This window comes from Fructilactobacillus myrtifloralis, assembly GCF_024029335.1.
GTDB classification, from domain to species: domain Bacteria; phylum Bacillota; class Bacilli; order Lactobacillales; family Lactobacillaceae; genus Fructilactobacillus; species Fructilactobacillus myrtifloralis.
The window spans coordinates 1,133,022-1,151,433 of sequence record NZ_CP097116.1 but is presented as its reverse complement, the minus strand read 5'-3'; the positions used below and the strand labels follow the sequence as shown (position 1 = coordinate 1,151,433).

The following is an 18,412-nucleotide window of genomic DNA, read 5'->3' as shown; positions in this document are numbered from 1 at the left end:
TCAAATTGGAACCCCACGTAACCTGCCCATTATTCAGCATCGTCGTTATGAGCGTTTAGCTTCGCAATCATGTGCTGAGCCCGCACCCGGCGCATTTTTTCCTTCTTCTTTTCGACCCGCATGTCTTCCATTCCCTTCGCCTTAAGCACGATCCCTTCGTCAGTTTTGACCATGTGATAAATCGAAACCAGGATCATGATGCAGACAAACATCAGCGGGAATCCGGCAATGGCACAGAAGGTTTGAATGGTAGTAAAGCCACCCACAACCACGATTCCCACCGCAAAGAGGACAAAGACGACGACCCACGTCATCCGGTTGACCTGACTGGGATCCTGATTGTCCTTTAACTGCAAGCTCGTAAACGACGAAACGATGTAGGCTGACGAGGAGATTGTAGTTGCCAGAAAGATAAAGCACGACAAGCAGTAGACGGTAAACACAATTCCCTTTACGGGTAACGTCCCGAGGACCGCGGTAATTACCGCCGCCTGCCCATGGACATTCAAGATGTGCACCAGGTTCAAGGTCCCGGTTTTTTGCAACCACAGAGAGTAACCCCCGAGGATGGCGTAGAAACTCAAACAACCGGCCGAGCCATACATGAGCATCCCAAGTAAGACCTGGCGAATCGTCCGTCCTTTAGAAATGCGGGCGATAAACAGCCCCATCACCGGCATGTACGATAACCACCACCCCCAGTAAAAAATCGTTTCGGAGTTCGCAATGTCCGGAGTTCCATTGGGCACCGTGTTGGTACTCAACCGCACAAAATTACTGGTTAAGAGGCCCAGGCTGTTCGTTTCTGAACTTAAAATGTAAATCGTTGGTCCAACCAACAGGACGAACGCTAAGAAGATGATGGCCGTCCAGATGTGCATGTCACTTAAGCGATCAATCCCCCCGTTTAACCCGTGCCAGACGGTCCAGGCAAAGATGACAAACAGAATGGCAAACAGTCCTAGTTTAAGAGCCATGCTATCCGGCCAGCCGGTAAGCCCACTTAAAACGTTTGAGATGATTGGAATCTCCATCCCGACGGAGGACCCCACGCCCCCCATAATCCCAAAGACGACTAAAAAATCGACCAGTTGCCGTCCGACATACTGCCACTTAGCGTCACCCTGCAAAAAATTAATGGCCGTACTCAACCGTTGGACCTTGGTTTGCTTCACGAACAAAATATAGCCAATTGCAATGGCTGCCGGGGCAAACATCATCCAGGCCATCGGCCCCCAGTCAAACTGCCCTAGCATGTGGGCATAGTTATACGCCTCTTCTGAAAAGGGATGAATGCCAAAGGCGGGATGGGAGACGTAGCGAATCGGATCCACCATACTCAACATTAAAATACTGGCGTCAATTGCGGTGGCGAACACCATGCTTCCCCACTGCAAGCTACTGTACTGGGGTTTGGTGGTGGCTTCGCCCAGTTTAATCGAACCGTACTTACTAAAAATCAACCACAAAAAGAACACAAAGTTAATGATGTAGACCATCATGTAGGCCCACCCCATCTGCTTGGTAATCCAGGTCAATGCGGTGGCTAAATCGCCCTGCAGTGGATGCCCACCGGAAATTAAAATGACTGCCACCGCCACAAAAATGACCATGGTGGGAATAAATACGAACTTATCAATGTTGAAATGTTTAAAAATGGTGTTCCTCCAGAAAGCGTCCCGGCTTTTACTTCACAAAAAATACCGCTAGCGCGATCGAAAAGCGAACCCCATAGCGGTATCCATCATCTGAATGATTTTATTTGATTATAACACTTTTAACATTCAGTTAAATCATGATTATCGATTGTTTTGATCACCCGCGCTGGATTACCCGCGAGGACTACGTCATCACCAAACGATTTGGTGACTACGGCACCGGCGCCCACCACGACGTTTTGGCCGAGCGTGACGCCCGGAAGAATCGTGACGCCACCCCCTAGCCAGGCGTTGTCCCCGACGGTAATCGGCGCCCCAAGCTCCACATCGTGAATCCGGTCACGGGCGTTCAGGGGATGAATGTTTGTATACAAGCCGCAGTTCGGCCCGATGTAACAGTTTTTCCCCAATCGAATGGGACACGAATCTAGGAGGGTAAGGTGATAGTTCCCAAAAAAGTTATTCCCAATGTAGATATTAAATCCGTAGTCAAACTGGAGGTCGGTTTCCACAAAAAATTCCGGTCCCGTCGCTGCCAGTAACTCCTTTACCAGCGCATTCCGCTTTTCGTTATCCGGGGTATTGTTAATGGTTTGTAACTGCTTGCGGACCAGAATCCGCCGTTTAATTAGTTCCGGGTCAAACTGATTAAAGGCTGCTCCCGCCGTCATCTTAGCTCGTTCAGTTGTCATGTGCCCGCTCCCTTTCCATTTGGTCCATCGTTTGGTTCAAGCGCTCGTCAACGTACACGTTTCCCTGGTTCGTCGCATGGCCCTTGGTCCACGCCAGTTGCAGGTGCGTAAACTCCGTGAGTAAAGCGGCCAGTTGTTGCCACAACTCCTTGTTTTTCAGTTCTCCGGCTGCTCGCTTCCAACCACGTCGTTGCCAGCCCGCTAACCAGCCCTTTTGAATCGCATTCAAAACGTACCGGGAGTCCGAAACCACGCCCACCTGTTCGTGTTGAAAATCATGCGCTCGCAACCATTGTAACGCTTTTACTAGGGCGGTGATTTCCATCTTGTTGTTAGTCACTCCCCACTCACCGGCGGAGTCGGCGTGTTGCCGCCCCGCATAGTCAATTAGATAGGCCCAGGCCGCTGGATCGCTAGCCTGCACGTGCCCGCCGGCGACGTTGCCGTGATTCCGCGAACCGCCGTCCGTAAAGACAACGATGGTCGGGCGGGTGGAACTGGTTGTTGCTGCTGTCGTAGGATGGGAGGCCTCAGCATCATTTAGATACTGGTGTGCCGCTGCTTGGTCCGCAAAACCCCGGTACTGGGCCCCCGAAAATCCCTCAACTTGGGCTTTAGCGGTGGCCCAGGTGGAATAAATCCCCGGTTTGCGCCCTCGTTTTACGGCGTAATATTTTTTAGCGTTAGTCATCACGGGACTCCTTTGTGGTAATCTATAATTAATCAGTCTAAATCCTTTGCAGGACGTGCTTTTTATGTAAAAATAATAGTATAAGTAGGAGGAGAATAATAATGTCTGAGCTTAATATTGAACTAATCACGGCTGATCAAGCCATGAAAATGTTGCGCGATCGACACGCCAAACGCAATGAACGTTTTCCTCAATTAATTTCCGCCGGAAGCTTTATTTTACCTGATTACTATTTAACCAGAAAAAGAGAAGCTTTTAAAATTAGACGGCACACGTTTCTGAAAAAGAAATCCCGCTCCTACGTTGCCTTTGATTCTGAAAACGGGCAAACGCTCTGGTTACGGAATTTTAATAGCCTCTCAGAAGCAATGTTTTGGTTAAATACCGGGTTAAAACCGGCGGATACGGACTCAAATAATTCCTTTGCAAAGTGGAAGGAGAGTCACGCCGCAGAGATTAACGAGTTGAAAGACCAACTGCGGGCCATGTCAAAATTGAAGAAAAAAGAAATTGTGAAGGCTACGAAAGCCAAAAAAGAAAAGGGAGCTACGCGTTAGTGCGTAACTCCCTTTTTACTTACTTTTCAGCAGGTTTTTGTTTCAAGAACTTTTGTAAATCTGCTACTCTTTTTTGTTCTTTTTTGCGTTTTTTCTGGTCAATTGGTCGCCGACCTTGGACACCATTTGGATGACAAATTCTCATGATGAACACTCCTTTACTTTAGACTTACAAATAACAGCTCCTTGTATTATAATACACCCAACGTTAAAAAATCAAATTTCTTCAAGGAGGCGGAGCCTTTATGCTCAACGATTATCCCCAGGTCGTTACCATTGCCGGGAGTGATAGTGATGGTAGTGCCGGCATGCAAGCTGACCTGTTAACCTTTTTTGCCAAGCGCGTGTACGGAGCAACCGTCATCACGGCCTGTGTTGCCGGGAATTCCTTTGGGATTCACGCTGGAGTTAACATGAGCGCCGACTTCATTAGTCAGGAGTTCCACGACCTCGCGACTGATTTCCACATTCGGGCCGCTAAAACCGGAATGCTAGCGGACGCCACCATCATTAACACGGTGGCCGATAACTACGAAAAGTACGACTTTGGTCCCCTCGTGGTTGATCCGGTCATCATCACCAAGCACGGTGACCAATTGTTAGAGCAAGTTGCCTTTGAAACGCTGGTCAACCGCCTCTTACCGCTGGCCGAAGTGCTCACGCCCAATTTTTTTGAGGCCGTGAAATTAACTGGGCTCGATCCAGAGACCCCGGACTTTCAAGCCCAAGCAGCCCACCAGCTCCAACAGATGGGCGCTCGCAACGTAATGGTGAAGGGTCGTCATGATCAAGCTGACCAGACAACCGTTACCGACTACGTCCTTCTTGAAAATGGGACCAATTTTGAACTCACAGAGCCGTACTACGAAACTACCCATAAAAACGGGACGGGAGATACCCTCTCGGCCGCCATCACGGCTGAACTCGGGCTCGGGCACTCCGTTGAAACTGCCATTCGGAACGCGAAAACCTACGTGGACGCCTGCATTAAGAACGGGATTAACGTGGGGCACCAATTTGGTCCCATTAATCACTGGGCGACTCCTTAACCAGCCTAAAAATCCCACGCACGTGGAGCTACACTGCTCCCTTGCGTGGGATTTTTTATTTACCACTTCGCTGGACTCCAGATGCGTCCATCCAGTTCCGCTTCTGCTTGGTCAATTCGTTGGGCCTGTTCCGTCACGGCCGCCCTGGTCGCGGCCAGTAAAGCACTGGTCGTCACGGGTAGTGGTCCCGCGTCCTTTTCTAACTCAGTTAGGGTTTCTAATAACCATTGTTCGGTTTCCATTGCTACCCCTCCTCTGCTTGGCGAATCAATTTAATCTGGTCCTTAAGGTCGTCTAAATGCTCTTGATTGGCGCTTAGTTGGTCAATTACCAACGCTAAGCGTTGCTGTCGTTCTACTGGTTGCGTCGTCTGCCACCGTTTGAGTTGCTGAATTAACCAGTCTACACGTTGCTCAAAGGACAATGGTTGGGGGGCAGTTAGGTACTGCTGGTACTTGATCAATAATTCTGCCTGTTCCGCCTCTGACTGGTAGCCAAACTGGTCAATCACCAGCGGCTTTAAAAACTGCATCCCAGCCCGATGCGCAAGGGCACGGTAGGGCGTCAGAATCTCCGACAGGCTAAAGCCTTCGGTACCGCCCGCCTGGAACTCCTGGGCAGCCGAACCCAGCGAAGTGACGATTCCAAGCTGTTTGTCGGCTAAACAGCCCCGTTCACTGGCAAAGGTAAAGGCGCGGGTTAACACGTCGTCCTCCCACTGTTTCAGTAACGCCGGCGCGCTATACCAGTACAGGGGAAATTGAAAAATCACCCGCTCCGCCGCAATCAGCGCCTGTTGTTCCGTGGAAACGTCTAACGGCCACTGACTAGAGTCTAACCGCTTCCACGTTACGGTTTCAAACTCCGCCTGCGCCCGCTTTAAAAAGGCTTGAGTGCTCGAATCTTCGTATTCGGGATGGGCCACAATTACTAAGGTTTTCACTTTGCTTCCCTCCGTTTCGCTAGCCTTTATTGTACTTTTTTCACGTAAGCCGGTAAAGCACCCTGCTCGGCTCCCAAAAAAATGTGGAATAGTGGTTGACATTCCTGGTTGCCATGTTATACTTGTACCAATGTGTGATAGGTTTCGAGTTTTTAAGGTTTCTTGTTTTGTTTTATATAGAATGACTTCCTTATTAGATTCAAACTAGAGCAACATTAAATATATTTTTTTATGGAGGTTTCATATTATGAAGCAAGGTACTGTTAAATGGTTTAACGCTGACAAGGGTTACGGTTTTATTACAACTGACGATGGTGACGTATTCGTTCACTTCTCAGCTATCAACAAGGACGGTTTCAAAACCCTTGACGAAGGCGAAAAAGTTACTTTAGACGTTGAAGATGGCGACCGTGGCCCACAAGCTGCTAACGTTACTCCCGTTGAAGGCTAATTAACTTTTAAAAGCACTCACAATTGTGAGTGCTTTTTTTGTGGCTTCTTTTTCTCAGACCCAATTAAAAAAGCACCCGATTACGGGGTGCTTTTTTAATTAGTCTTTAAATGCATGTACTTCGATGCAAACAGAACCAGCTCTTCTACCGATTCCTGCATCCCATTCTTCGTCCACACCACGATCACTTCGGTTAATCCTCCAGAAATCATGGCCACTAAAAACTGAGAGGACTGTTCCCGGGTGATCAAAATTTGCTGCTCAATCAACGTTTTTACGTAGTTAGTCAGAGCATCTAAGAGGAGGTTGGTCAGGTTATTGTGCACCAGGGCCTCCATCATCAGTTGGTTTTCCTTAATGAGGGTAAAGAAGGTCGTCGCCACGTCGTAAAAGGCAAACCGTTTTTGGGCTACTAGCCGTTGGATGAAGTTTGCGTAAACCATCGCAAACTGCCCCTCAATCACCTCTTCCTTCGTATGGAAATTCCGGTAAAAGGTCATCCGGGAGACCTTAGCCTGCTTACAAAGTTCCTTCACGGTGATTTCCGCATAGGGTTTTTCGAGCATTAACTCTAACAGTCCCAAAATAATTTGCTGGCGGGTTTGTTCCCGCTTTTTTTCTCGTTTTGGATGCAAATTCCCTTCCTCCTCCGGCGATTACCGAACTGGACGTAAGTGGGTCGCGGCCTCAGCCGTGAGCTGGTGCAAGTGCCCATCTTGATCAACTAATTCTAACCCTAGTTGCTGGTCGAGACCCTGAATTAACCCCTGATACAGGTGGTGGTTCACGGTCACCTGGACCACTTGATTTCGCCACAACAAGTGTTGGTTATACAGGGCTTGTACCGTCTGAACCTTGGGCTGGCGCAGAAACGCCACGACTTGACGGTAGACCTCTGCAATCAACTGATCACGAGCGTGCAGGTCGGTCGTTAACGCCGTGGCTTGCACCGCCGCTAACGACCGGTGGGGCGCCAAATTCAATCCAATTCCAATCAGATAGTTTTCGGGCTGATTGCGTGAATTGTTTTTCACCTCGACCAAAATGCCCCCTACCTTGTGATCATGATAGTACAAATCATTAACCCACTTTAACTGGGTGGTCACGTGTAAGACCCGGGCAATGGCCTGGTGGGTAGCCGCCGCCACCCCCATGGTCAGTAATCCTGGTTGCGTTAAAAACGGGGGTAGTACGGGCGTGACAATGGTGACGTACATCCCCGTCTGGGGGGCCGTAAACGAATGGCCTCGTTGCCCGCGGCCCGCCGTCATCCGCTCCGCCACGATTAAATGAAACCCAGTCAGTTCGGTTTGTTCCGCGACGGTCATCGTTGAATCGACCTGGCTAAACAGGTGTAAGTGACTGACCGGTAACCCGGTTGTCGCTGCTAACAGTTGCTTGTCTAGTGTCATGATTTAAGTGTTAAACAGATGAACTCCCTTATCAACGTAAATCACGTCACCGGTGATTCCAGTTGCTAGGTCACTAACCAAGAAGGCTACCGTATTTCCGATTTCAGCCTTTGAGACACTCTTTCCGTCCGTGGTGAGGGCTTCTGATTCCTTCAAAAGTTCTCCGTGTCCTTTCACTCCCGTTACGGCTAAGGTCCGAACGGCCCCGGCCGAAACAGCGTTCACCCGAATCCCCTGGTCGCCCAGTTCAACGGCTAAGTAACGCATGGCTGACTCCAAGGAAGCCTTCGCGATCCCCATCATGTTGTAGTTCCGGATGGCGTAAGTGGAACCCATGTAAGTCATCGTCACGATACTCCCCGGATTGTTCATAATCTTTGAGGCGTAGCGGGTTACCGAGATTAAGGAGTAGGCACTCACATCCTGGGCGAGGTTGAAACCAGCTTCTTTGGTGTTGATCACGCCGTTTTGAAGCGTTTCTTTGTCAGCGTAAGCAATCGCGTGGATCACGCCGTCAATGTTGCCAAACTGATCGTGAATGGCAGAAAAAGTTTGTTCCACGTTCTGGTCTTCTGCGACATCACACTCAAACATCGGCGTCTCTGGATCCACAAAGCGGGCTAAGCTCTGCTTCATCCGTTCGTTTTGGTAGGTCAAGATTACTTGACCGCCGAGAGCAGCGACCGCTTGGGCACAACCCCATGCGATACTTTTTTTGTTTGCCACTCCCATGATGACAATCTTTTTACCTTCTAATAAGTTAGCAGCCATGGTTCTTGGTCATCCTTTCAATTTCTAATTTAAAAAACACAAAACTAACTAACAGGTACATCCCATTAGTTAGCCCCTAAATTAAAAGTTACGATACCGAGCGAACCGCTTTTGGAGCATTTCGGTCGTCGACATTGCACTAATCTCTTCTATTTTACCAAATAATTCGGTTTTTAACTGCTCGATTTGCGAATCAGTCCGAACTTCTGGAATAATCCGGTCGATAATCCCCTGTTGCAATAAGTCCTCTGGAGTGAGTTTCATAACTTCGGCGGCTTCTTGCACCCGGCTCGAATCTTTCCAAAGAATCGTGGCGTACCCTTCCGGTGATAAGACCGAATAAATACTTTCTTCAAACGCCCACACGGTATCTCCCACGGCAAGGGCGAGGGCGCCACCACTGCCCCCTTCGCCGACAATGATCGAAACGTAGGGAACCCGCAACTGCATCCCCTGCAGGATTAGCTGCGAAATCAGATATCCCTGGCCGTGGTATTCAGCTTCCACATCGGGATAGGCTCCAGGGGTATTTACCAACGTGATGATCGGACGGTGGAACTTTTCCGCCTGCTTCATTAGGCGGAGCGCCTTCCGATAGCCATCCGGTTCCGCGGACCCAAAGTGGACGTCAGCGGCACTCTTTTGGTCATCACCCTTGCGAATCCCCACAATTGTGACTGGGCGCCCCTGCATTTGACCAATCCCACCGTAAACGGCCGGATCATCACCGTAGGCACGATCGCCGTGTAACTCCAAAAAGTTATCCGTGAGGCCGGCGACGAGGTCCCGGATACTAATTTTATCCTGTGACCGAGCCTGTAACACCCGGTCAAAGGCCGTTGTCTTAGCCATGCCAACCACCACCTTCGTGAATCGCTAAAATTTGTCCAAGCGTTGTTACCATTTCGCGACGGGGCACGATTGCATCCAAGAAACCGTGTTTTAGTAACGTTTCTGCGCGTTGAAAGTCCTTCGGGGGAACCTGTTGAATCGTTCGTTCAATGACCCGCCGGCCCGCAAATCCAATTAAGGCATGCGGTTCTGACAGGAGGAGATCCCCTTCCATGGCAAAACTAGCGGTTACGCCCCCAGTCGTCGGATCACAGAGGTAACTAATGTAGACCAAGCCGGCCCGACTGTGTTCGGCGACTGCTTCTGAAACCTTCGCCATCTGCATCAAGGATTCAATTCCCTCCTGCATTCGGGCACCCCCCGAGGCGGTAAAAATCACCACTGGGAGGTGGTCCTTCGTTGCTAGTTCAAAGAGCCGGGCAAGCAACTCCCCGGTCGTGGTGCCGAGGCTTCCCATGATGAACCGCCAGTCCATCACTCCGATTGCCGCACGCTGCCCTGCAATCGTCCCCGTTCCGGTTAAGACCGCTTCGTTCAGCTTCGTCGTGGCGCGGGCTTGCTGTAACTTTTGTTGGTACTTTGGATCTTGAAACTTACTGGGCGCCTGCAACTGGTCGTTATACGGTTGAAAATCATCACACAGTAACGCGATTCGCGCTTGCGCCCCGAGGCGGAACCCGTAATGACAATTAGGACACTCCTTGAACCGATCCAAGTGTTTCTTATAAATCATTTCCCCACAAATGGGACACTTCGTCCACACGTCTGGAATTTGCTCCATGCGTTTTTGCAACTCCGCGGGACTTGGCTGCTTTGCGTTATTTTGCTCCATGTTGTTTCATCCAATCTTTCAAAAAGACATTTTCAATGTAGAGGTTGTTAAAGTCCCCCGTTTGAAAGTGCTGATCGTGCAGCAAATCAAGTAAAAACTGCCGGTTCGTCTCAACTCCGTCGATGCGAAATTCTTCTAACACACGAATTAATTTGCGCACCGCCTGGGCCTTCGTCGGCATGTGCACGATGATTTTTGCAATCATCGAATCGTAAAACGGGGAAATCACACTCCCAGCTTCGACGCCCGCGTCAATGCGCACTCCGTACGTCCCTACGGGGAAGTGAAGCGCCGTAATCTTTCCGGCACAGGGTTGAAAATTGCGTTCGGGCGCCTCGGCATTAATCCGACATTCAAGGGCATAGCCATGCACCCCACAGTCGGCCTGTTGAAACGGTAAATTCTCTCCGTCAGCGACTTGAATCATCGCTTTAATCAATTCTACGCCGGCCACTTCTTCGGTAATGGTATGTTCGACCTGCAGCCGGGTGTTCATTTCCATGAAGTAAAACTGGTGGTCACGATCCATCAGGAACTCAAAGGTACCCGTGTTTTCGTAATTAATCCCCTTCATGGCCTTCGTTACCACGGCCCCCATTGTTGCTCGTTCCTGTTCGCTGAGTTTTAAACAGGGCGATTCTTCAATGATTTTTTGGTGGTTGCGTTGCAAGGAACAATCCCGTTCGGGGAAATAGACCACATGCCCATGTTGATCGGCAATGGCCTGCATTTCGATGTGTTTGGCATCGGATAAATCTTTTTCTAAGTATAAGCGATCATCGCCATATGAAAGCTGACTTTCCCGCTTGGTTTCCGTAAAGGCTCGCTTCATTTCGTCCTGATTGTTCACCTGGCGAATCCCCTTGCCGCCACCACCAGCGGCGGCTTTGAGCATCACCGGATACCCAATGCGGTCCGCCACTTGTTGTGCCTGGTCCAGCGAATCCACAAAGCCATCGGAGCCCGGAATCGTCGGTACCCCGAGGTGTTGCATGGTTTCCTTAGCGTTCGCCTTGTTCCCCATCAACTCAATCACGTGGGCACTTGGTCCGATGAACTTGATCCCATAATCCTGGCACAACTCGGCAAACTCACTATTTTCAGCTAAAAATCCATATCCGGGAAAAATGGCATCTGATCCGGTTAACACGGCGGCATCAAGAACCGCTCCCATGTTCAAATAAGAATCCTGGGGAAGTCCGCTCCCAATGCAAACCGCTTGGTCCGCGAGTTCGACAAATAAACTGTCGCGGTCCGCGGTGGAATAGACCGCCACGGCCTGTAAATCAAGCTCATGGAGGGAGCGAATCGTCTGGACGGCAATCTCACCCCGGTTGGCAATTAAAACCTTTTTTATCATCTCGTCACCCTACGCTTCAATGGCAAACATCAAATCGGCCGCCACAATCACTTCGCCATCCCGCAGGACTTTGCCATGACCAACTCCCACGTTGCGTTTTAGCTTTGTGAGGTGCACCTTGAGCTGTAAAACGTCGCCTGGTCGCATTTCAGCATAAAATTCAGCCTGTTTAATGCCCCCAAAAAAGACGTTGTGACCACGATGCTCGGGCATCGACAAAATGGCCACGACGCCAGTTTGAGCTAGTGATTCAATGATGATGGGGTGCGGAAGGGTTAACGGATTCCCGTTTGAGAAGTACCACTCGTTAGTCGTGAGATTCTTTTGGGCTTCCGCTTTTTCCCCGGGCGTAACCGCCACGATTTTATCAATCATTTCAAAGGGATAACGTTGGGGGATAAAATCATTTACATTCAATTCCATCTTAATCCTCCTCAATCTCAAACAGCGGTTGGTCATATTCCACCATTTCACCATCCGTGAATAAACACTTCTTAATCGTTCCGGCTACGGGACTTTTCACTTCATTAATTAACTTCATGGCTTCAATGGCACAAATCGTTTCGCCCTTTTTGACGTGATCACCAACCGCTTTATACGGCAGTTTATCCGGACTCGGACCGACGTAAACAATTCCCACCATCGGCGCTTTGAGCCGGTACGGAGCATTAGCTGTCTGCGCATGCGGCGCCTGTTCCGGTGCAGCTGCTGGTTTTGTTGTGGGTGCCACTGGCTGCTGCGGAGTGGCTTGCTTACTAAAATAGACGTTCAGGCCGTCCCCATCAATTTTCAGTTCTTGAAGGCTTGATTGATCAAATTTGGCTAATAACCGTTCAATATCAGCTTCATTCATTAATCTTCTTCCCACTTTCTCATTGCAATTACGGCGTTATGACCCCCAAAACCAAACGAATTACTAATGGCCGTTTTAATGGGCGCTTGTTTGTTATCGTCGTTCACCAGGTCAATGTGAATTTCTGGATCTTGTTCGTACAGTCCTACGTTCACAGGCATTTGACCGCGTTGCAAGGCGCCCACTAGGATTGCTGCCTCTAGACCACCAGCAGCTCCCAGCGAGTGCCCAACCATTCCCTTGATGGAACTCGTTTTAACGTGATCGTTATCCTTAAATAACTTTTCAATGTCAGAACCTTCGGCCACATCATTCGCATGGGTTGCCGTTCCGTGGGCGTTAACGTAATCCAGTTCTTCTGGGGCAATCCCACCTTCGTTCAGGGCCTGTTTCATCGCCAGGATGGCACCTTTTCCGTCCGGATCTGGAGCGGTCAGGTGGTAAGCATCACTGGTAGTTCCGTAACCCACGATTTCGGCTAAAATGTGGGCGCCCCGTTGTTTAGCATGTTCGTAATCTTCTAGCACGAGGGAAGCAGCTCCTTCACCAAGCACAAACCCGTTCCGGTTCACGTCAAATGGCAGCGACGCCTTATCCGGATCCGTGGACGTTGAGAGGGCTGTAAGGGCGGCGAACCCGGCGATTCCCATCATACTTACCGCCGCTTCGGTTCCTCCGGCGATCATGATTTTGGCCTTCCCGTTTTTAACGTATTCAAACGCATCCCCCACGGCGTTGGTTCCTGATGCACAGGCCGTTACCACCGTTTGCGAGGTGTTTTGCGCATCAAAATACATGGAGACGTTTCCCGCCGCCATGTTGGAAATGGCCTTCGGCACGAACAGTGGTGATACCCGGCGTGGTCCTTTTTTAAAGGCTTTTTGGAGTTGTTCTTCAATGGTTTGAATCCCACCGATTCCAGTTCCATAGATTACGCCAAGGTCTTCTGGTTGGTAGTTTTCGTTTAACACCAACCCAGCTTGATCCATGGCTTCCTTCGCTGTATACAAGGCATACTGCGCGTAAGGATCCAACCGTTTGTAGTCTCTTTTACTCAAGCGGTTGCCTGGATCAAAGTCCTTAACCTCAGCGGCAACGGAGATCCCCGTTTCACTGGCATCAAACTTCGTGATGGGGCCAATTCCATTTTTAGACGCTAAAATGTTGTCCACAAATTCCGTGGCGGTATTTCCAACGGGGGAAACAACCCCCATCCCTGTTACTACTACTCGATTACTCACAAGTTTCCTCCTTTTAAAAATGCAGAACTACATCGTTAGCCCACCGTCAACGGTGATTACTTGACCAGTAATGTAGTCATTTTCAACCAAAAAGGCAACCGTTTCGGCAATGCTCTGCACTTCTCCAAACCGCTTGAGCGGAATTTCATTTTCAAACTGTTTTACAATTTTATCACTTAACTTGGCCGTCATGTCCGTGTTAATCATCCCGGGGGCCACCGCGTTACACCGAATTCCCCGTAACGCGCCTTCACGGGCCGTCGTCTTAGTCAAACCGACAATCCCAGCCTTACTAGCAGAATAGTTTGCTTGTCCCAAGTTCCCGTGGAGTCCGGCAATGCTTGACATGTTAATGATTACGCCAGCTCGTTGCTTTTGCATCACTTTCAACGCAAATTTGGACATGTTGAACGTTCCCACGAGATTCGTGCCTAAGACATCCTTAAAGGACGCTTCCGTCATCCGTGTCATTAATTTGTCCTGGGTTTGCCCCGCGTTATTAACTAAGACCGCTAACGAACCGTACTGGTCCACGACCGTTTGGATCATTCGTTCGGCATCTTCTGCCTGCGCAACGTCTCCAGTGACAATGCCGACTTCGGTAGAAAACTCAGCTTGCAACGCGCGAACGGCGTCAGCATCTAATTCTCGGTGGGAATTAATTACCACTTGGTACTGATCGTTGCTAGCTAGGTGCTTCGCAATCGCTAGGCCAATTCCCTTGGTTCCACCAGTAACGAGAGCGACTTGTTTGGTTGTCGTCATTTGCTAACCTCCGTGTTTAGTTCTGCTCGGACCTTGGCAAGGGTCGCCACGCTATCCACATGGTAGGTGGTGAGCTCTGGGACCGTCTTTTTCGCAAACCGCGTTAACGTGTCCCCCGGTCCAATTTCAATCAACGTGTCGACCGCCGTGTGGGCGTGTAAATACTCTAAATCGGCCTGAAAGTGGGTTGGACGAACTAGTTGTTGAGTCAACGTGGCTTTCAGCGTGGCAGCAGTAAACGGAACCTGAGTGGTGTTACTAATCACCGGCACCGTCCAGTCGTGCACGGGCACCGCCTGGAGCCGCTGTTGCAACTGGTCACTAGCCGGCTGCATCAGCGGGGTGTGGGACGCAACCGCAACTGGTAACTGCACCACTCGTTTTGCCCCGGCTGCTTGCAGCACCAGGGTGGCGTGGGCAATCCCAGCCGTTGTCCCCCCAATCACGGTTTGGCTCGCCGTATTATAGTTCGCTGGATACACATCCGGTAGATCAGCAACGACCTCCGTTACCGTCTCTGGGGCCAGTTTTAACACGGCCGCCATGGCTCCCGGATTCTGCGCCCCTGCTTCTTCCATATAGTGAGAGCGGTCGTGCACCAGCGCTAACGCGTCGGGATACTGAAACGCTCCACTCGCAACCAGGGCGCTGTATTCGCCTAAGCTGAGCCCCATCATGGCCTGGGGCGTAATTCCATCCGCGGCCAAAATTTGGCTAATTCCATAGCTCATGGCCAAAATTGCCACCTGGACGTTTTGGGGGTGATTTAGTTGTTCCGGATCGGTTAAGTCGATTCCCAGCGTGGTGTGAACCTGATCCAGCGCCGCACGGTACTGCGGCTCCTGCGTATACAAGTCCAACCCCATCTCCGGAAACTGACTCCCTTGTCCACTGAATAAATAACCTACGTTCGTCATAACAGCCTCAATCTAGTGCAATGATTAGTTTTTGTCGGTTACTTGCTTAGCAACGTAATCCACCAGTTGTTGCACGGTTTCAATGCCTTCGTCGCCATCAATTTCAATGTCATATTCGTCTTCTAAGGCATCCACAATTTCAAAGACGTCCAGACTATCGAGATCCAAGCCATCCTTAAAGTTGGTATCTAAGGTAATGTCTTCCACTTGAACATCATCAGTTTGATCAGCAACAATTTCTTTAATTTTAGCTAAAATTTGGTCTTTACTAGTTTCACTCATTGGTTTTCTCCTCTTAAATAAATCTTAATCTAGTATCTAATAATAACAGTTCCGACCGTCAGTCCGCCACCAAAACCGGTTAGTGCGACGTAGTCACCGCGTTGCAGCTTGTGTTGCGCAATCAACTCGGCGAGTAGCAGTGGTTCGCTGGCCGCCGCCGTATTCCCATATTCGGTAATGTTAATGGGAAACCGCTCCAAGGGTAGGTCCAACTGCTTGGCAACCCGTTTCACAATCCGGGCATTGGCCTGGTGCATCACAAAGTACTTAATGGCACTAAGCTCCACTCCGGCTTGATCGGCCGCTCGTTGAATGGAAGCAGGCGATTGGCGCGTAGCAAAGTTATACACTTCGTGGCCATCCATGGCAAAGTAGCGGTGATCCGTTGCGGGCTTCCCCGCCCCAAAGGGGGTTTGCTCCGCGAGCTGCCCCGCCGTCAGGGCCGAACCCAGCCTTCCCACCGTGCGTAAATCCGTTGCTAGCACCTGGGAGGGACTCCCGTCGTTTTTCACCAGGACGCCCGCTGCTCCATCCCCGAACAACACGGCCATGGTCCGATCTGACCAGTCCACTAACTTACTCAGTCGTTCCCCCCCAATTACGATTCCAGTCCCCCCGGGAAGCTTAGCCAAGAGGGAATTCATCACCTGGGTGGCATACACAAACCCCGAACAAGCAGCATTGACATCAAAGGCAACGGCGTTCGTTGCACCTAAGCCCCCCTGCACCTCTGCCGCCACTGCCGGGGTGAGGTAATCAGGAGACATCGTGGCGACGATGATGTAGTCCAGTTCGTCCACGGCGACCTCGGATTGGCTAACTAGCTGGCGGGCCACCTGCAGACACAGGGACGCGTTGGTCTCCTGCGTCGCAATGTGGCGTTGCTTAATCCCCGTTCGCCGCCGAATCCAGGCATCGGATGTATCCATAATTTGTGCTAAATCTTGATTAGTGACGACCCGGTCAGGAACCGCAAGGGCCGCCGCCTTAATCGCGTAACTTGCCATGTTAATCTCTTTCTTGCCGATCGACGATAAAGGTTAACTTCGTTTCACAGGCCTTTTCGTCGCCAACGTAGGCCACACAGGAAACGGACCCCGTCCGATCACGCACTTTATCCATCGTAACGTGGAAGGTTAAGACATCCCCTGGTTCAACCATCCGGCGGAACTTGGCGTTCTTAATGCTGCCGAGGTAGGCCGTTTTGTGTTCAAACTGCGGTGAACTCAGGATTAAAATCGAAGCGACCTGAGCCATTGACTCAATGATTAGGACTCCGGGCATCACCGGGTTCCCCGGAAAGTGCCCCTGAAAGTATTCTTCATTAATTGTGACGTTTTTGGTGGCCACAATCGATTCGCCCGGCGTCATTTCATCAACCCGATCAATGAAAAGGATCGGATACCGGTTCGGGATTAACTCCATAATTTCTTTTGCATTCATGATTGCCATTGTTCTTACTCCTCAATTCCTAAAATGTTGGTTGGCTACTCCACCTATTCTCAAGAAAACGGAACTGAGTTGCAATTAACTCTAAATTCCTTAATCGGATCGGAGGGCTCCAATCCCGCGCGCATGGCTGTTTGCACCCCTTGAGGACCCTAGTTACACATTAAATAATCAGTAACAGAACGTCAGTCAGTCCCAAGCAGACCCCATACATATAAAAAAGGACAAAGTAAGCCGGGGCTTTGTCCTTAGTATTTTAATTGAGCTAGCAAAAATAAGGCCAGTTGTTGGGCATTCAGGTTAAAGGTCCGGGGACGCCCCTTGCGCACCAATCGATGAACTTTCAGTAAGGTTTGTTCCCGGTTCCGCCAGTTTCCCAACGCCGTAAAATCCTGCTTCGTTAACTTCATTAGTCGCATGCGGGTCCTCCGTCTTTCTCTAACCCTCGTTAGTTACCGTTACCCCTAGTTACCTCGATTATAATATAAATTGGAAATGAGCGCACGGTTCGCCCGCAATTGTCCTTTTTTCACAATTAAATTGACCATCACCCCTTGCTTTGCGTTATGGTATAATTGGGACAATCAAAATTTTTTGAAAGGATTTAAATTAACTTATGAATAATGAAAATAGTGGTAGCGAAAGTACAACGACCGCTCCTCAACAAAACTTTTCCTTCTTTGGAAAAGTCATTAACATTTCTCTCCGGACGTTAATGTCCTTTATCGGGATTGCAATTTTGTCAATGGGGGCTGCGCTGTTAAAGTCATCGCCAATCCTCGGACTTGATCCCTTTACGGCCGTTAATACCGGGATGGCAACCATTCTGCACACCTCACTGGGGGTTTACCAACTATGTGCGAACTTCGTCATCTTCATCTTCGTGCTGTTGCTAGACCGCAAGAAGATCGGAATCGGAACCATCATGAACATGGTCCTCGTTGGATTTGAAATTCAGTGGTTCTCATCAATTTATCACCAACTGTTCCCCGGCCACGTTAACTTCCTCGTGCTGGTTGCCGACTTAATCCTCGGGTTACTGCTCTTTACTGCCGGAAGTTCGTTATACATGGCTCCTGACCTGGGGGTTGCACCATACGATGCAATTGCCCCGATCGCTTCGGCCCGGCTTCACTGTAAGTATAAAACGGCCCGGGTGGTTCAAGATATTTGTTTCTTGATTGCCGCCGTCCTCGTTCACGGACCAGTTGGATTTGCTTCCATCATCGTGGCCTTCTTCGCCGGTCCCCTAATTTCCTTCTGGGATCGGAGTATTAGTACCCCAACGATGGATTACATCGATGACCTGAGTGGGCACCCAACCGTTAAGAACTTGGCGAGTGGGGTTACTAAGGCTACCAAATCTGGTTACAACTCCCTATCGAAGGCTTATAACTCGACGCTGGACATGCAAATGCACCTCGCGGGTTACACTAACCGGGAATTGATCAAACAGATTCAAGAAACGGAACACAACATGCAAGCTTCCCAAAAGGCCTACAACGATTACCGGTCTCAATACCGGATGTTAATCGCCGAAATGGTAAAACGGGACAAGCGGGGCGACTTAAAGAACTCACCCGTTAACAACACCAGCTCTAAGAACAACCAAAACGCTGGTCAAAAATAAAGTACAC

At 49.9% G+C, this 18,412-nt stretch carries 25 protein-coding genes; 4 read left to right on the top strand and 21 right to left on the bottom strand.

Features of this window, described 5'->3' with window-relative positions:
* Positions 1 to 29: 29 nt before the first annotated feature.
* The 3 genes from M3M35_RS05675 to M3M35_RS05665 form a co-directional block, all read right to left on the bottom strand.
* Positions 30 to 1,613 (bottom strand): BCCT family transporter, encoded by a 1,584-nt coding sequence (locus M3M35_RS05675; RefSeq protein WP_252749697.1) that lies wholly within the window; start codon positions 1,611 to 1,613, stop codon positions 30 to 32.
* A gap of 164 nt (positions 1,614 to 1,777) precedes the next feature.
* Positions 1,778 to 2,350 carry a sugar O-acetyltransferase gene (locus tag M3M35_RS05670; RefSeq protein WP_252749696.1) on the bottom strand — a complete coding sequence of 191 codons (573 nt, stop codon included), beginning with the start codon at positions 2,348 to 2,350 and terminating at the stop codon, positions 1,778 to 1,780.
* Positions 2,340 to 3,041 carry a ribonuclease H family protein gene (locus M3M35_RS05665; RefSeq protein ID WP_252749695.1) on the bottom strand — a complete coding sequence of 234 codons (702 nt, stop codon included), beginning with the start codon at positions 3,039 to 3,041 and terminating at the stop codon, positions 2,340 to 2,342. Before M3M35_RS05665 ends, M3M35_RS05670 begins: the two co-directional genes overlap by 11 nt.
* Positions 3,042 to 3,142: 101 nt before the next feature.
* On the opposite strand from M3M35_RS05665, the gene M3M35_RS05660 reads away from it, so the two are divergent.
* Positions 3,143 to 3,598, top strand: a complete 456-nt coding sequence (locus M3M35_RS05660) for a hypothetical protein (protein WP_252749694.1) — start codon at positions 3,143 to 3,145, stop codon at positions 3,596 to 3,598.
* Positions 3,599 to 3,617: 19 nt separating this feature from the next.
* On the opposite strand, the gene M3M35_RS07365 is transcribed toward M3M35_RS05660, so the two are convergent.
* Complete coding sequence (locus tag M3M35_RS07365; RefSeq protein WP_274706348.1) at positions 3,618 to 3,743, bottom strand: hypothetical protein; 126 nt, start codon at positions 3,741 to 3,743, stop codon at positions 3,618 to 3,620.
* A 100-nt stretch (positions 3,744 to 3,843) separates the two neighbouring features.
* Between M3M35_RS07365 and thiD the strand changes: the two genes are divergently transcribed.
* Positions 3,844 to 4,647 carry a bifunctional hydroxymethylpyrimidine kinase/phosphomethylpyrimidine kinase gene (thiD, locus tag M3M35_RS05655; RefSeq protein ID WP_252749693.1) on the top strand — a complete coding sequence of 268 codons (804 nt, stop codon included), beginning with the start codon at positions 3,844 to 3,846 and terminating at the stop codon, positions 4,645 to 4,647.
* 59 nt (positions 4,648 to 4,706) lie between these two features.
* On the opposite strand, the gene M3M35_RS05650 is transcribed toward thiD, so the two are convergent.
* Positions 4,707 to 4,889 carry a hypothetical protein gene (locus M3M35_RS05650; RefSeq protein ID WP_252749692.1) on the bottom strand — a complete coding sequence of 61 codons (183 nt, stop codon included), beginning with the start codon at positions 4,887 to 4,889 and terminating at the stop codon, positions 4,707 to 4,709.
* Between the two features lie 2 nt (positions 4,890 to 4,891).
* Complete coding sequence (locus M3M35_RS05645; protein WP_252749691.1) at positions 4,892 to 5,590, bottom strand: NAD(P)H-dependent oxidoreductase; 699 nt, start codon at positions 5,588 to 5,590, stop codon at positions 4,892 to 4,894.
* Positions 5,591 to 5,837: 247 nt separating this feature from the next.
* Between M3M35_RS05645 and M3M35_RS05640 the strand changes: the two genes are divergently transcribed.
* Positions 5,838 to 6,041 (top strand): cold-shock protein, encoded by a 204-nt coding sequence (locus M3M35_RS05640; RefSeq protein ID WP_041817938.1) that lies wholly within the window; start codon positions 5,838 to 5,840, stop codon positions 6,039 to 6,041.
* 95 nt (positions 6,042 to 6,136) lie between these two features.
* Here the strand turns inward: M3M35_RS05640 and M3M35_RS05635 are convergent, their stop codons facing one another.
* From M3M35_RS05635 to M3M35_RS05565, 15 genes are all read right to left on the bottom strand, one after another.
* Positions 6,137 to 6,676, bottom strand: coding sequence for a TetR/AcrR family transcriptional regulator (locus tag M3M35_RS05635; RefSeq protein WP_252749690.1), 540 nt, complete (start codon positions 6,674 to 6,676; stop codon positions 6,137 to 6,139).
* Positions 6,677 to 6,697: 21 nt separating this feature from the next.
* Complete coding sequence (locus M3M35_RS05630) at positions 6,698 to 7,453, bottom strand: biotin--[acetyl-CoA-carboxylase] ligase (protein WP_252749689.1); 756 nt, start codon at positions 7,451 to 7,453, stop codon at positions 6,698 to 6,700.
* Positions 7,454 to 7,456: 3 nt separating this feature from the next.
* Positions 7,457 to 8,224 carry an enoyl-ACP reductase FabI gene (gene fabI / locus M3M35_RS05625; RefSeq protein ID WP_252749688.1) on the bottom strand — a complete coding sequence of 256 codons (768 nt, stop codon included), beginning with the start codon at positions 8,222 to 8,224 and terminating at the stop codon, positions 7,457 to 7,459.
* An 81-nt stretch (positions 8,225 to 8,305) separates the two neighbouring features.
* A complete protein-coding gene (accA, locus tag M3M35_RS05620; RefSeq protein WP_252749687.1) occupies positions 8,306 to 9,076 on the bottom strand; it encodes an acetyl-CoA carboxylase carboxyltransferase subunit alpha in 771 nt (256 codons plus the stop codon).
* Entirely contained in the window at positions 9,069 to 9,908 is an 840-nt protein-coding gene (locus M3M35_RS05615; protein ID WP_252749686.1) for an acetyl-CoA carboxylase carboxyltransferase subunit beta, read from the bottom strand. Before M3M35_RS05615 ends, accA begins: the two co-directional genes overlap by 8 nt.
* The gene (locus M3M35_RS05610) at positions 9,895 to 11,268 is read right to left on the bottom strand and encodes an acetyl-CoA carboxylase biotin carboxylase subunit (RefSeq protein WP_252749685.1); all 1,374 of its coding nucleotides are present in this window, start codon (positions 11,266 to 11,268) and stop codon (positions 9,895 to 9,897) included. Before M3M35_RS05610 ends, M3M35_RS05615 begins: the two co-directional genes overlap by 14 nt.
* Before the next feature lie 9 nt (positions 11,269 to 11,277).
* Positions 11,278 to 11,691, bottom strand: coding sequence for a 3-hydroxyacyl-ACP dehydratase FabZ family protein (locus M3M35_RS05605; RefSeq protein ID WP_252749684.1), 414 nt, complete (start codon positions 11,689 to 11,691; stop codon positions 11,278 to 11,280).
* A gap of 1 nt (position 11,692) precedes the next feature.
* A complete protein-coding gene (locus M3M35_RS05600) occupies positions 11,693 to 12,121 on the bottom strand; it encodes an acetyl-CoA carboxylase biotin carboxyl carrier protein (protein ID WP_252749683.1) in 429 nt (142 codons plus the stop codon).
* Positions 12,121 to 13,362 carry a beta-ketoacyl-ACP synthase II gene (gene fabF / locus M3M35_RS05595; RefSeq protein ID WP_274706347.1) on the bottom strand — a complete coding sequence of 414 codons (1,242 nt, stop codon included), beginning with the start codon at positions 13,360 to 13,362 and terminating at the stop codon, positions 12,121 to 12,123. Before fabF ends, M3M35_RS05600 begins: the two co-directional genes overlap by 1 nt.
* Before the next feature lie 27 nt (positions 13,363 to 13,389).
* Positions 13,390 to 14,127, bottom strand: a complete 738-nt coding sequence (locus tag M3M35_RS05590) for a 3-oxoacyl-ACP reductase family protein (RefSeq protein WP_252749682.1) — start codon at positions 14,125 to 14,127, stop codon at positions 13,390 to 13,392.
* Positions 14,124 to 15,044, bottom strand: a complete 921-nt coding sequence (locus tag M3M35_RS05585) for an ACP S-malonyltransferase (protein WP_252749681.1) — start codon at positions 15,042 to 15,044, stop codon at positions 14,124 to 14,126. Before M3M35_RS05585 ends, M3M35_RS05590 begins: the two co-directional genes overlap by 4 nt.
* 24 nt (positions 15,045 to 15,068) lie before the next feature.
* Complete coding sequence (locus M3M35_RS05580) at positions 15,069 to 15,326, bottom strand: acyl carrier protein (RefSeq protein WP_252749680.1); 258 nt, start codon at positions 15,324 to 15,326, stop codon at positions 15,069 to 15,071.
* Between the two features lie 29 nt (positions 15,327 to 15,355).
* Positions 15,356 to 16,333 carry a beta-ketoacyl-ACP synthase III gene (locus tag M3M35_RS05575; protein ID WP_252749679.1) on the bottom strand — a complete coding sequence of 326 codons (978 nt, stop codon included), beginning with the start codon at positions 16,331 to 16,333 and terminating at the stop codon, positions 15,356 to 15,358.
* Position 16,334: 1 nt separating this feature from the next.
* The gene (fabZ, locus tag M3M35_RS05570) at positions 16,335 to 16,778 is read right to left on the bottom strand and encodes a 3-hydroxyacyl-ACP dehydratase FabZ (RefSeq protein WP_252749678.1); all 444 of its coding nucleotides are present in this window, start codon (positions 16,776 to 16,778) and stop codon (positions 16,335 to 16,337) included.
* Positions 16,779 to 17,023: 245 nt separating this feature from the next.
* Positions 17,024 to 17,194, bottom strand: coding sequence for a hypothetical protein (locus M3M35_RS05565; protein ID WP_252749677.1), 171 nt, complete (start codon positions 17,192 to 17,194; stop codon positions 17,024 to 17,026).
* Positions 17,195 to 17,391: 197 nt separating this feature from the next.
* Here M3M35_RS05565 and M3M35_RS05560 point away from each other — a divergent pair, with 197 nt between their 5' ends.
* The gene (locus tag M3M35_RS05560) at positions 17,392 to 18,405 is read left to right on the top strand and encodes a YczE/YyaS/YitT family protein (RefSeq protein ID WP_252749676.1); all 1,014 of its coding nucleotides are present in this window, start codon (positions 17,392 to 17,394) and stop codon (positions 18,403 to 18,405) included.
* Positions 18,406 to 18,412: the final 7 nt, after the last annotated feature.